General features: G+C 47.0%; 11 protein-coding genes. 5 read left to right on the top strand and 6 right to left on the bottom strand.

The window, feature by feature from the left end; all coding sequences use genetic code 11:
* Window positions 1–114 precede the first annotated feature (114 nt).
* The 3 genes from AC5JLB_RS27975 to AC5JLB_RS27965 form a co-directional block, all read right to left on the bottom strand.
* Complete coding sequence (locus tag AC5JLB_RS27975) at window positions 115–342, bottom strand: hypothetical protein (protein WP_495877114.1); 228 nt, start codon at window positions 340–342, stop codon at window positions 115–117.
* Window positions 343–404: 62 nt separating this feature from the next.
* Window positions 405–1,049 (bottom strand): Uma2 family endonuclease, encoded by a 645-nt coding sequence (locus tag AC5JLB_RS27970; protein ID WP_495877113.1) that lies wholly within the window; start codon window positions 1,047–1,049, stop codon window positions 405–407.
* A 142-nt stretch (window positions 1,050–1,191) separates the two neighbouring features.
* Complete coding sequence (locus AC5JLB_RS27965) at window positions 1,192–1,920, bottom strand: response regulator (protein ID WP_495877112.1); 729 nt, start codon at window positions 1,918–1,920, stop codon at window positions 1,192–1,194.
* 733 nt (window positions 1,921–2,653) lie between these two features.
* Here AC5JLB_RS27965 and AC5JLB_RS27960 point away from each other — a divergent pair.
* Complete coding sequence (locus AC5JLB_RS27960; RefSeq protein WP_495877111.1) at window positions 2,654–5,086, top strand: ATP-binding protein; 2,433 nt, start codon at window positions 2,654–2,656, stop codon at window positions 5,084–5,086.
* Here AC5JLB_RS27960 and rsmH read toward each other — a convergent pair.
* Both rsmH and AC5JLB_RS27950 read right to left on the bottom strand, forming a co-directional pair.
* Window positions 5,081–5,950 carry a 16S rRNA (cytosine(1402)-N(4))-methyltransferase RsmH gene (gene rsmH / locus AC5JLB_RS27955; RefSeq protein ID WP_495877110.1) on the bottom strand — a complete coding sequence of 290 codons (870 nt, stop codon included), beginning with the start codon at window positions 5,948–5,950 and terminating at the stop codon, window positions 5,081–5,083. The two genes, AC5JLB_RS27960 and rsmH, sit on opposite strands and share 6 nt — an antisense overlap.
* Complete coding sequence (locus AC5JLB_RS27950) at window positions 5,935–6,498, bottom strand: Uma2 family endonuclease (protein ID WP_495877109.1); 564 nt, start codon at window positions 6,496–6,498, stop codon at window positions 5,935–5,937. The genes rsmH and AC5JLB_RS27950 overlap by 16 nt, the downstream gene beginning before the upstream one ends.
* Window positions 6,499–6,784: 286 nt before the next feature.
* Here AC5JLB_RS27950 and AC5JLB_RS27945 point away from each other — a divergent pair, with 286 nt between their 5' ends.
* From AC5JLB_RS27945 to AC5JLB_RS27935, 3 genes are all read left to right on the top strand, one after another.
* Window positions 6,785–7,969: an NAD(P)H-quinone oxidoreductase subunit H gene (locus AC5JLB_RS27945; protein WP_495877108.1), complete on the top strand. Its 1,185-nt coding sequence runs from the start codon at window positions 6,785–6,787 to the stop codon at window positions 7,967–7,969.
* Window positions 7,970–8,765: 796 nt separating this feature from the next.
* Window positions 8,766–8,993 (top strand): hypothetical protein, encoded by a 228-nt coding sequence (locus AC5JLB_RS27940; protein WP_495877107.1) that lies wholly within the window; start codon window positions 8,766–8,768, stop codon window positions 8,991–8,993.
* Window positions 8,994–9,280: 287 nt separating this feature from the next.
* Window positions 9,281–10,492, top strand: coding sequence for a class I SAM-dependent methyltransferase (locus AC5JLB_RS27935; RefSeq protein WP_495877106.1), 1,212 nt, complete (start codon window positions 9,281–9,283; stop codon window positions 10,490–10,492).
* A 31-nt stretch (window positions 10,493–10,523) separates the two neighbouring features.
* On the opposite strand, the gene AC5JLB_RS27930 is transcribed toward AC5JLB_RS27935, so the two are convergent.
* The gene (locus AC5JLB_RS27930) at window positions 10,524–11,687 is read right to left on the bottom strand and encodes a septal ring lytic transglycosylase RlpA family protein (RefSeq protein WP_495877105.1); all 1,164 of its coding nucleotides are present in this window, start codon (window positions 11,685–11,687) and stop codon (window positions 10,524–10,526) included.
* 348 nt (window positions 11,688–12,035) lie between these two features.
* Here AC5JLB_RS27930 and purM point away from each other — a divergent pair, with 348 nt between their 5' ends.
* Window positions 12,036–13,064, top strand: coding sequence for a phosphoribosylformylglycinamidine cyclo-ligase (gene purM, locus AC5JLB_RS27925; RefSeq protein WP_495877104.1), 1,029 nt, complete (start codon window positions 12,036–12,038; stop codon window positions 13,062–13,064).
* The last annotated feature ends 15 nt before the right edge of the window (window positions 13,065–13,079 follow it).

Below are 13,079 nucleotides of genomic sequence, written 5' to 3'. Positions count from 1 at the left end.
CTCAGCCCACCTCAGACCTGCAACGACGCACCTCAGACATTCGTCGTTGAACCTCAGACATTCACGCTTGAACCTTACACCTTTAACAGCCAATGTTTGAGCGTGAGTATTGATCTACAACGATTCAAACTGTGCCGTAAAACCTTCAAGCGTCAAACACTCATCTTGAAGCGACTCTGCATCACTTACATCGTCAAGCTGAAATTCCATAATCCGCCGCCCATCCCCTTGCATCTTCTTGCTAGAGAGCGGCTTAGCCGGGTATTTTGCCAGAATCTCATTGAATGCTTTAGCCTGAGTGGCCCAGCTATCAGCAGAGCAATTCACAATTACACGCCACATCGGTTAAAGCTCTTTGCGTGAGAGGAACGAAACCATTGTCGCATCTAACGCAACGAGCTTGCTCACCTCGTCTGCTCTTTCAGCCATTGCCGAAACGATCGTCTCACCGCGCTCATCGGTTCGGACTGACCCCGCCGAATGAACTGTGGGATCATTTGCACCAGCGATAAATCTGGAAACGTGGGACTCGTTTGGACAAGCTCATAGTGGTCATTCTGCAAGACGTAAATCTTAAGCACACCATTGTCAAAGCACCAAACTTCGGGAACCTTTAGCGCTTCGTAGGCAACCATCTGAGTTTTAGAGGTGAGGTCAACTTCCAGAGCAAGATCAGGAGGTGGATCAACCGAGAGATCCAAACGTTTTTTCCCAACCATCTGAACATAATTTTGAATGTAGAAACAGTCATCTGGCTCAATTCCGGCTGCCATCACCTCTTTCCTAAAGGTGGTCGAGCCTAGAGAAATCCATTCAGTGCCCATCTCATCCAGCAGCATTTTGACAAAATCGCTGATGAATACTTTCGTCGTTTCGTGTTCGCGCAATGGCGACATGATTTCTAGAATCCCTTGACTGTAAGCAACACGAGATGCGCGGTTCTCTCCCATCTCATCGAGAATCGCCTCAAACTCTTGCCAACTTACATCTCGAAAAAGAATGCGCTGTCCTGGCGGAATGTCGATCTGTCTTAGTTGTAGCGTGACCATCTGACCTCCGCGATCTGCAAACGCTGCTCTTGTCCTCTAGTCTAGAGCTTGACAATCAAATCATCCTGCCTTTGCAGATTAAAAACCTGGGTTGTGTGAAAACCCGCTCAACCCGTTACCCAACGCTAAACATCAAAACTTGTCAGCCCACCAAGCCCGATCGCAACGCTCGCACGGCTGCCTGAGTGCGATCGTCAGCGCACAGCTTATTCAAAATATTCCGAACATGGGTCTTCACCGTTCCTACGGTGATGAACAGCTTTTCGGCAATCACCGCATTGCTGCATCCATCTACAATCAGTTGCAATACTTCTAGCTCCCGCTCCGTCAGCGGATACGCTTCAATAATTTGGTTATATTCCGGTTCTGCCGCCGCGATCGCGACTAGATTATTCTCATCTGCCGTCCCCTGCGCCACCTGGGAGGAGTGATTTTGGCGCAATACCACTCGTGCGATCGCAGGGTCAATCCAAGAGTTACCCTCATTAGTGATGCGCAACGCCTCAATTAGCTGATCGAGACTCACATCCTTCATGCAGTAAGAATCGGCTCCTGCCGCAAATGCCGCTAAGACGACATCCTCACTATCTTGCAACGTCAAAATTAGAACCCGTGTATGATGCGTGTCATCTTCCATCAGCGCCTGAGCTTGACGAAAGCGGCGCGTCAGTTCAATTCCATCAATGTCGGGTAACCCAATATCTACGATCGCCACGTCTGGCTTCATCGTCATCAACATTTTTAGCCCATCGGTTCCATTAGCGGCTTCTCCCACCACCTGAAACCCAACTCGCTGTTGCAGAGCCGTTTTCATCCCGACCCTTGTTAAATCGTGATCTTCAACGAGCGTGATACGAATGTCAGTATTCATCGGCGTTACTCCCACAGCGATTAGAACATAGCAGAACGTTTAACAGCAGGCTTATGTAATTGTGCAGTTAATAATGTGACCCGCAGTTCGAGCAGCTTCGATAGAATGGCGCTTTGCACAGAACAACTACTGTCAATTTTCGCTTTCATTCTAGATGCAGTCGTTGACCATTAGCAATGTTATGCAATTTATGACATACCTCCTAGGATAGAAATTTAGCCGAAAAAGGCTAAGCTCTGTTATATAACTTCACACTTACCCTGAAAGTCAAGTACGACTTCAGAGCGAGTGTCATTGTACCCAAGTTCGGACGAGTGAGCGAAGTATATGCATACATCGCGTAGCAACTCATTAAACTCACCTCAAAACTAGAGTGGACCCTAGCGGATAAAACCAGGTTCTAATGCAGCATGTCCTCTATTGAACTTACTTGAGAAGAGAATAACCATAGAGAGGCCTCTCTGATAATGAGCTACAAAACTCATCCTCCATCTATAGAGCCAACCTTTCTCACGGACGATACCTCTTCTCTCAGTAGAAGTAATAATAAAAATACAGTTGGGCAAACGCTAGAAAAAATAAAGTTACCTGTTTAGTGCATAGTGCATCAAACACGTTAATTATTTCCACTAGGTCTGCTTGTGCCTGCTACAGCACCGTTTGAAAGTTGAGAGCATGTCCTTCTTCTCAAAGCCTATTTATTCTAGATAACCTTTGTTCTTTAGTATGAGTCATGGACGCCACTCTCAAAATCTTGATTATCGATGATGACGCTGTCGCTCGAATAGCGATTCATCATTTGCTGCATCAATCAGGAGCAAGCCTTCGAGAAGTCGTAGAGGTTGAGACGAAGGCAGAGGCAATCAGGACTTTGGATAACTCTAAAGAGAGCGCCGCGGCTGGCTTCACCAGGCTCCAAGGGAGCGCTGGGAGACAGTTCGACTGTGCAATTGTGGACTATCATCTCCCTGATGGCAATGCATTAGAGCTAGTCAAACAGATTCGCGATCGTGGCCTTCCCATTGCACTAATCGTTCTGCTGAGTCAAGGCAACGAATCATTAGCGGTCGAACTCATGAGAGAGGGCGCAAACGATTGTTGGTTCAAAGGTCAGATTCAACCCAACGAGTTGTCGCTGCGGTTGGGGCAAGTGATGCGGTTGCATCAAGCTGAATTACTCACCCGTGAAGTCAGCGCAAAATTATTGGAGAGCGAAGAGCGATATCGCTTAGTTATAGAAGGCTCAACTGACGGCATTTGGGATTGGCATATCTGCAAAAACGAAGTGTTTTGCAACGATCGCTTGCTCGAAATTTTAGGAGTGACTCGACTGTCTCTACCAGGCTCCAAAGGAGCGCAAGTCGGTACAGCCTACGATACCTTTCTTCAACTGATTCACCCAGACGATCAAAGGCGAGTACAGCACGCGATTCAAACCCATCTGCTGCAAGACACGCCGTTTGAGGTTGAGTTTCGTGTGTTGCACGCTTCTGGAAACTACCGCTACTGCACTGCGCGAGGGAAAGCTCAGCGCGATCAACACGGCAACCTTTTTCGCATGACTGGCATCATTCATGACATCACTCAACGCAAAATAGACGAGCAAAAAATTCTTCAACTCAATCGCGACTTAGAGCGTCGGCTCGTCGAGTTGCAAACCTTTTTTGATGTGTTGCCCATTGAAACTACTCTTGCTAAAGACATCCGTCATGACAATGCTATTCCCAACACGAATGAAGAAATTGCAGAAGATTTAGCACAACGCTCTGCTTTAGTAGCTGATAATGCACTTTTGCATCAGGTAACGCAGCGAGCAGAACAGAACTTACGTCAAGCTGTCCTAGATTTAGGCGAACAGCAGCAGCAGTTAAGAGCGTTACAAGATTTGATCGATTTGCTCAATCAACGGTTAACCGATTTGCCAGGTTTGCTGCAAGCTACGATCGATTCTGCTTGCGCGGCGCTTCCGGGTGCTGACTTTGGTCTAATTCTGTTACATAATCCTTACAGCGATCAGCTTGAGATTAGTGCCACGATTGGGCTAGAACACGCTACATTTCCATTTCGCGAAACACTAGAACAGGTTTTTCTTACCGGAGAGCCTTATTTAATGGAACGGTCGGAACAGCAATCTTCCGAGCTTTCCTTTTTTTGTGCCGTTGCGATTCGTCCAGCAAAGCTCCGAAAGGTGGCATCTTCTAATACTGCTGGATTGGGCGTTCTTGCAATTGGCAGTTGGTCAGAACAAGCTTCGTTTAAGACGGGGGACTTGGAGTTGTTAATGGCATTTAGCGAGCAAGCCGCGATCGCGCTCAACAATGCTCAATTAATTAATGCGCTTGAAGAACGAGAAGAACGATTAGCGCATCAAAATGCTATGCTGATCCAGCAGAATCAGGAACTCGAAAATCAACGTCAGCAAATCGAACTGCAAAATCTTAAATTAACGGAAGCGGCTCAGCTAAAGACCCAATTTCTAGCGACCATGTCTCACGAGTTGCGCACCCCGATGAATGCAATTATGGGATTCTCGCAGCTACTGCTGAGGCAAAATAAACTAGAACCAAAACCTGCGGCCATGGTGGGTCGCATTCTTAACAACAGCACCAACTTACTAGCTTTGATCAACGATATTCTTGATCTGTCCAAAATCGAAGCAGGACGGTTAGAATTATCGCCTGCGAAATTTAACTTGTCCGATCTGCTGCTTTCAACGACCGAAGAGATGCGATCGCTGGCTGAGCAAAGGAAGTTAACCCTGCGAAGCGAATCGTGCCTCAACAATTCTTGGGTGACCAATGACCGTTATCGCGTCCGCCAAGTGTTGGTCAATTTATTGTCTAACGCAATTAAATTTACCGATGCTGGTTGTGTTGACGTTATGATTCGAGAAGTTACACCTGAGCGGATTGTAATTTCTGTTCAAGATACTGGTGTTGGCATTGCAGAGTCTGATATTCAACATATCTTTGAAGAGTTTCGCCAGATTGATCAAAGCATTACCCGTCGATATCCTGGTACGGGGCTAGGGCTGGCAATCACTCGATGGCTAGTTCATTTGATGAACGGATCAATCTCCGTCGAGAGCCAGGTAGGACAGGGCTCAACGTTTAGTGTTGAGATTCCTAGAGATATCGCGCTCGTTTCAAATCGTGTTCTCTTATGAGGACAACCGCTCTGCAATTCTGAGTTTAGCAGAGCGCGATCGCGGGTTCTCCCGCCGTTCATCTTCTTGAGGCACAATCGGTTTTTTCGTCAACACTTTTAGGAATGGCGATTCCTTTAATCGATGTTTGACGATGCGATCTTCTAAGCTGTGAAAGCTAATGATCGCCAGCCTTCCCCCCGGAGCTAACCACTGCGGAGCTGTTTCAATAAAGGTTTCTAGCACCTCTAATTCTCGATTCACAAAAATTCTCAACGCTTGGAAGCTGCGCGTTGCCGGATGAATTCTACCGTAGCGATATTGTTTTGGAACTGAATGCGCGATCTCGTCGGCTAAAGCGGTTGTGGTTGTAAAGGGACGCCGTTCGACAATTTGTTTAGCGATGCGTCGGGACAACCGTTCTTCTCCGTACACGTAAAAAATATTCGCGAGTTCCGATTCGTCCGAGTGATTCACCACTTCGGCGGCGGTCAACTCCTGCCGTTGATCCATCCGCATATCTAGCGGGGCTTCGTGACGAAAACTAAATCCTCGTTCTGCAATGTCAAACTGAGCAGAACTGACGCCCAAATCTGCCAAGATTCCATCAAATTTTAGCTCGCCCGGAGCAAATGTAGCAAAATTGCTCTGGTGAAACTGAACGCGATCGCCAAAGCGTTGCAGCTTCGATTGAGCGGCTGCGATCGCGTTTTCATCTTGATCTAATGCCGTGACCTGAACCTCTGCCGCCGACAGAATCAGTTCAGCATGTCCGCCACCGCCGACTGTTGCATCTAAATAATGTCCGCCTGCGTGAATCGCTAACCCATCTATCACTTCCCGACTCAATACCGGCACGTGAGAGAACACTACACTTTCAACCATCCAAACAAATCTCCAAGCGTGAGTTGCAATTCTTTCGCAAACTCTGGAACAGGCAGAATATCCGTCTCAGTCTCAAAAACGTCCACGAGTTGATCGGGGGCATACACAAGCAGCAATTTTTCACCGGGATCAATCAACCATCCTAGCTGAGTGCCATGTCGCAGACAGTGAACAATATTAGAGGTTACTCTGGTCTGGCTCTGATCGGGTGAAAGGATCTCAATTGTCCAATCAGGAGCCGAGGTAAACACATTCGCAATGTCACCGTTTTCGTCGAGTGGAATTCTCGCCCACGTGAATACCGCTACATCTGGAACTGTCGATCGCCCACCGAACGTACAGCGTAGCTCAGGAAAGGCATAAGCAATTCGTTGGGATTTGACAACTGTATTAATTCCACCTACAAGTTCTTCTTGTAATTTACTGTGTTTTCCTTGTGGCGTGGGCTTTTGAATAACTTGGCCATTAACATACTCACTGGCAGGTTTGGTTTCTGGCAATTTTAGAAACTCTTCTAGTGTGATCGGCTTAATAGGGGTTTGTACCATATCGACTTCTCTCTTATGAATTCAACTGATCCCGGTATATTGCTCAAACATCAGCCATTTTTATAAAGGCCATCTGTGGAAATTGGCTTGATGAATTACAAATCTAGATTTTAGCTAAAGCATTTCGGAGCCGCGCTTGCACCCAGGTATCTCTATAATGAAGGAGATGTAACAGACGCTAAATAAAAGTTCCACACGTTTGACGGGATAAAAGCATTCTAACCATCTGCTGCCGTAGAAAAACAGGGGCTTTTGAGAGGGTTATCAAGGGAGAGGCAGAACACCTATGGCAATGATCGAGACCAAGACTGAACCCATGGTTCTCAACATGGGTCCGCACCATCCATCAATGCATGGTGTCATGCGGTTGATTGTCACCCTAGATGGGGAGAACGTGATCGACTGCGAACCCGTGATCGGCTACTTGCATCGCGGTATGGAAAAAATTGCCGAGAATCGCACCAACATTATGTTTGTGCCTTATGTGAGTCGGTGGGACTACGCAGCAGGCATGTTTAACGAAGCGATCACGGTTAACGCTCCAGAAAAACTAGCCGGAATTCCAGTGCCCAAACGCGCCAGCTACATTCGCGTCATCATGCTGGAACTCAACCGGATCGCTAACCATCTACTTTGGCTTGGTCCGTTCTTGGCAGACGTCGGGGCACAAACTCCCTTCTTCTATATTTTCCGCGAACGGGAAATGATCTACGACTTGTGGGAAGCGGCAGCGGGTTATCGCATCATCAATCACAACTACTTCCGAATTGGCGGTGTTGCGGCAGATCTTCCCTACGGCTGGGTCGATAAGTGCGCCGACTTTTGCGACTACTTTATGCCCAAAGTAGATGAGTATGAAAAGCTCATTACCAATAATCCGATTTTTCGTCGCCGCGTTGAAGGCGTTGGTGCGATCAGCCGAGACGATGCAATTAATTGGGGATTGTCTGGCCCAATGCTGAGGGCATCGGGCGTAAAGTGGGATTTGCGGAAAGTTGACCACTACGAGTGTTACGACGACTTTGACTGGGATGTGCAGTGGGAAACCGCAGGCGACTGTTTTGCCCGCTATATCGTGCGAATTCGAGAAATGCGAGAGTCGGTGAAAATTATTCGCCAAGCGCTAAAAGCATTGCCAGGAGGTCCGTTTGAGAACCTGGAAGCAAAGCGTATGATGGAAGGCCCTAAGTCTGAGTGGAATGGTGTTGACTATCAATTTATTGGTAAAAAAGTTTCGCCAACGTTCAAAATTCCTAAAGGCGAACATTACGTCCGAATGGAAAGTGGAAAGGGCGAGTTAGGTGTGTTCATCATGGGAGACGACCATGTTTTCCCGTGGCGCTTTAAAGTGCGTCCAGCAGACTTTAACAACGTGCAAATCCTGCCTTATCTTGTGAAAGGAATGAAAGTTGCTGATATTGTCACGATTTTGGGCAGCGTTGATATCATTATGGGATCAGTTGATCGATGAAATTGCGTTCGATCCTCTTTAACTCTGTAAGAGGTGTTGATGCGTTTTGCAAAGGCTACAATGCAATTGAATTTGCAATAAAACGCAATTGTGCAGTTCTTGGTTCTCTATGAAGTCACGGGTTGACCGGCGCTTTAAGTTGAGCTTTGGATGAATATAAAGGACAGGTCACAACCTGTCCTTTCGTATTGCGATTTATGACGCAACTAATACACGATGCCAATTTTGGCATTTTATGTAGGTTTTTGCGCTAGGATGAAATCTAGTCATCATTCGATAACTTTGGTTAACGGCATCCTTTGCATTGCTTAGATTTACGTTTCTCTTTTCTCCCTTGAGATAGAAAAATTGCAATGAAAGATCATGATGTAGTGCTGCTTCTAAGGCAACAACATTTGTGTCTATAGTTTTCCGGCTGTTGCTTTTGCGGCTAGGCTAGGCAAATCTGTTGTTCTCATTACATTATTGATTCTCAATGAGTTGTCTTTATTTCTAGATACTGAGTAAATCTAAAGCTGCTTGATTTTTAGTATTGCCGCTGTGTTTGTTAACGCAAACCTTTTTTGACAGCAATTGCGATCGCGATTTCAATTGCTGACGAAGATTGGTGATCCCAGCCTTTAGTCTATCTGTAGAGTCTGTAGAAAGAGTTGACACCTACTGAATTAAGCGCTATATATAGTTGTGGGTTCGGTCTTGAACCTACATATAGCGTTTAACGCAAAGATTTCCCTTTTGCTCGGCTAAAGCTTCACCTACATCTACTGTTACTATTCTTCATTCCTCCACCGAAACCATGACATACCAAGATCAGTTAACTCCCTGGATTATCTATCAACTTCTACCCAATGCTGAGCGCCAAGTTGTAACCCGTTTTCGTCGTCGCAATGATGCAGATGGCTACTTGAAGGTGTTAAGGCAGACTCGCCCCAATGCAGAATTCGTAGTTGCGTTTATGGCGAAGACTGCTCCTGCTCAACCTTCAAGCGAAGACTCCCCAGAAAAAGAATTGATCAAAGCATAGACTGTGCATTGTGGTTGTCTGCTCAACGCTATTGTGAGTGACTCCCTTAACTTTGGCGCACTGACCTTAAACACTAAATCTGGGGTTGCTCTGGATATTAAAGGGTTCTAAGTCTTTACCTTTTCCAGATTGCTTGTAGCTGATCGGGGTAGCAATTGGCATTGTTGATTGCTTGCAGTTGATTGCTACTATGCTTTTCACTCTTCATTCAGCAATCTTGTGTAGTACAAAAATTCTACTATAGAGTTTTTGAAAGTGCAATAGAGTAAAGGTTTAGTGTGTAGGTTATGGAGCAAGAGCAGGAAACTGGCGCAAATTGTTCACCTAGTAGAAGCTGCGCAGACTTAATCTCATTTCTAACTCAGCAAATTTCGGAAACAGGCGAACAGCAGATTACGTTTGCTGAGTTCATGGGCTGGGCGCTGTACCAACCGCAATATGGCTATTACACAAAGTGGCAGCAAAAGATTGGGGCGAAAGGTGATTTTTTCACATCGCCCCATTTAGCTGCGGATTTTGGTGAATTAGTAGCTAAACAGCTTGCTCAAATGTGGCAAGTATTAGAAAAACCAACACCTTTTACCCTGGTGGAGATGGGTGCAGGACAAGGGCTACTCGCGAGTGATATTCTCCATTATCTAAAGCATCACTATGTAGAGTGTTATAACTCTCTGCAATACTTAATTGTTGAAAAAGCAGAAGCTCATATTGCGGAACAGCGATCGCGCTTGCAGCCTTGGATCAAATCAGGATTATCAGTCGAATGGTGTGCCCTCGACGATATTCCACCTCAGTCCATCACAGGCTGTTTCTTTTCCAACGAACTGATTGATGCATTTCCGGTTCATTTAGTGACGGTGCAAGATCAACAGTTAAAAGAAATTTTTGTCACAACCGAAACTAATCAGTTTGTAGAAGTCGTTGCGAATTGCTCAACTCCTGCATTAGTCGACTATTTCGATTTTGTCGGAGTGGATATTGCTCGGTATCCCACGGACTATCGTACAGAAGTCAATTTAGCCGCGATCGAATGGATGCAAACGGTCGCCGATCGATTGAAGCGTGGCTATGTGTTGACGATTGATTATGGGTATCCGGCAGAGCGATACTACAATGCAGCGCGATCGCAAGGAACGCTGCAATGCTACCACCAACACAGTTACCACAGCGATCCCTACATTCATATTGGCGAACAAGACATTACTGCTCATGTGAATTTCACAGCGTTGCAGCGTCAGGGCGAACGCTCTGGACTAGACACGCTGGGATTTACACAGCAAGGATTGTTTCTAATGTCGCTGGGACTCGGTGATCGCTTAACCGAACTCACTCAAACCGAAACCACCAGTCCCCAAGACCTCCGTGAGCGATTAAGCCGCAGAGATGCGCTCCATCAACTCATTAGCCCAATGGGGTTAGGTGGATTCGGCGTTTTAATTCAGGGCAAGAACTTATCAGAACACCAGAAGCGTCTGACAGGGTTGAGCATGATGCTGTAGGAATGTTGAGTGCATCCCTACAAGGCATCAGTTAGTTTTCTACCGTCGCGGTTTGGCGGCGATTGTCAAAAACTTCGAGCTTAACCGGAGCCACTCCAGACTGAATCAGGCCGAGAATGCGAGCCGCACCAGCCGAGAGATCAAGGACACGATCGCCTGAGAACGGACCGCGATCATTGATTCGCACGACAACCGATCGACCATTATCCAGATTTGTCACTTGAACTTTCGTGCCGAACGGTAGCGTCCTGTGAGCCGCTGTCAGTGCATTCTGGTTAAACACTTCTCCACTGGCGCTGCGATTGCCATCAAACCCAGGGCCATACCAAGACGCCATGCCATTGATCGTCAGTTTGATTGGTCCGAAGGAAATCTGCTGCTCATTGCGGCGCTCTGGTTTGCCCTTCACCGCTTTCAGCGGAGGCGCATTTCCGAGCAATCGACGGAGGCGGTTTGTTACTTGAAGCGCATCCTGTTCAGGGTTCTTTGTTGTATCGGGCAAAATTGTTTCCGACTCAACCGCAATCAGCGCAATTTTATCGGCTTCGATCACGTAGCGACCGCTTGCGGATGCATCGCGGGGTTGACTCTGGTTTGGCTTCCACTTGACGGAGATTGAATCCGCCTTGACCCCTTGACGGTGGAGCTGATTGAGTTTGGCGGCAATTGCGGTAGCTCTAGCAATTGGATCACCTGAATTTCCAAAATTCTGACGCGGCTCAGAAGGGGTTCCTACCAGGGTATTTCCAGAACCAGACTTGAGCTTTGCGGGTTTAACATCGTCGGTTTGCACCTCTCCCGTTTTGATGTCACTAGAGGTTGTTCGCTGTGGACCGACGAACGTAACGACGGGAATATCTTTGACGTAGACGGTGGCGGCTTTGCGCCCTGAGAGATCGTGAGATTGAATCTTAGCGATGGAATCCTCGGCTTGAGAAGCGGGAGTTTGCTGTTCACCAACTTTCACCACATCGTTGCTCTGAGATGAAGCAATTTGGGGTTGAGTCGGGGTTTGACCCATCTTCGCCGAGTTGCCTATTCGAGGCTCGAGGGGAAGCGGGTGAGGGGCTGAAGATTCAGCTTGAGAGTCTTGGCTTCCTGCTGGAGTGGCTTCCGCACTACTACTAGAGGTTGCACTCAATGCTGCACTCAGCAGCAAGGTGGCAGTCAGACCGCTTATCAGTTTTTTATTCATATCCCTTTTGAGAGTCACTTCAAACTAGAGTCCGAGGGCTTTAGCGAATTGCGCCGCGATGAACGCTTGAATGGCTGATCGATAAACTCGTACTCGCTCCGTGTTCACTCCTGGTTACAGAACTGCAACAGACTAACATGAAGTTTTTACCAAGGGGATCAGGGTGCTATCAGTAAGCAATGAAACTTTACAGTTTCTTCACATATGAAAACGCTGCTAGAATGGAACCCCAGAGCGCGATTAGGTTGTTATCTGTCTATAGATAGACTTCTTTACTTCATGATAACTTCATATTAACTTCACATACATTGTGAGTTATGCTGAAATCTTGCCGTCTTGTCATCTAGCATGGATTATCGTGAAGCTGGAGTTGATGTTGAAGCAGGTCGAGCCTTTGTCGATCGCATCAGCACAATGGTGAAACGCACCCACCGCCCAGAAGTGTTGGGAGGAATTGGTGGCTTTAGTGGATTATTTCAACTACCGAGTGGATACCAGGAACCTGTTTTGGTGTCTGGTACAGATGGTGTCGGAACGAAGCTGAAGCTGGCGCACATATTAAAGCGTCACGACACGGTGGGAATTGACTTAGTTGCCATGTGTGTAAATGACGTTCTGACGTGTGGAGCAGAACCGCTTTTCTTCTTGGACTATGTGGCGACTGGACACTTAGAACCCGAACAGTTAGCGCAGGTTGTTGATGGCATTGCTCGCGGATGTGAATTAGCAGGTTGTGCTTTGCTGGGCGGCGAAACCGCAGAAATGCCAGGATTTTATCAGGCGGATGAGTATGACCTTGCGGGTTTCTCGGTTGGCATTGTAGAAAAAAGTAAAATTTTAGACGCCTCGCAGGTGCAAACTGGTGATATTGCGATCGCGCTTCCTAGTACGGGCGTTCATAGCAATGGCTTTAGTTTGGTGCGGAAAATTGTGAGCGATCGTAGTTATGCGTGGAGCGATCGCCCTGACCTACTCAGGGGCAAGACGTTAGGCGAAGTGCTGCTCACCCCGACTCAGATTTACGTTAAACCCATTCTGGCGGCGCTCAAAAGCGGGATTCCAATTCACGGAATGGCTCACATCACCGGAGGCGGACTGCCAGAAAACTTACCGCGCTGTCTGCAACCCAATCAGACGGTCGAAATTGATCCGTTCGGCTGGGAGATTTTGCCGATTTTCCATTGGTTAGCGGCAGAAGGAAATGTTTCACCGAGGGACATGTTTCACACCTTCAATATGGGAGTAGGCTTTGTTGTGATCGTCTCGCCTGATCACGCAGAAAAAACAATTCAATTGTTGCGCGAGCACGGCATCAACGCTTCTACTCTAGGAACTGTAGTTCCGGGTGAGGGTCAATTAATCGGTTTACCAAATTAAACTCTCAGGCTAAAA

This window comes from Myxacorys chilensis, assembly GCF_059505265.1.
Note: the sequence above shows the minus strand (reverse complement) of the source record. Positions and strands in the feature narration are given on the sequence as shown.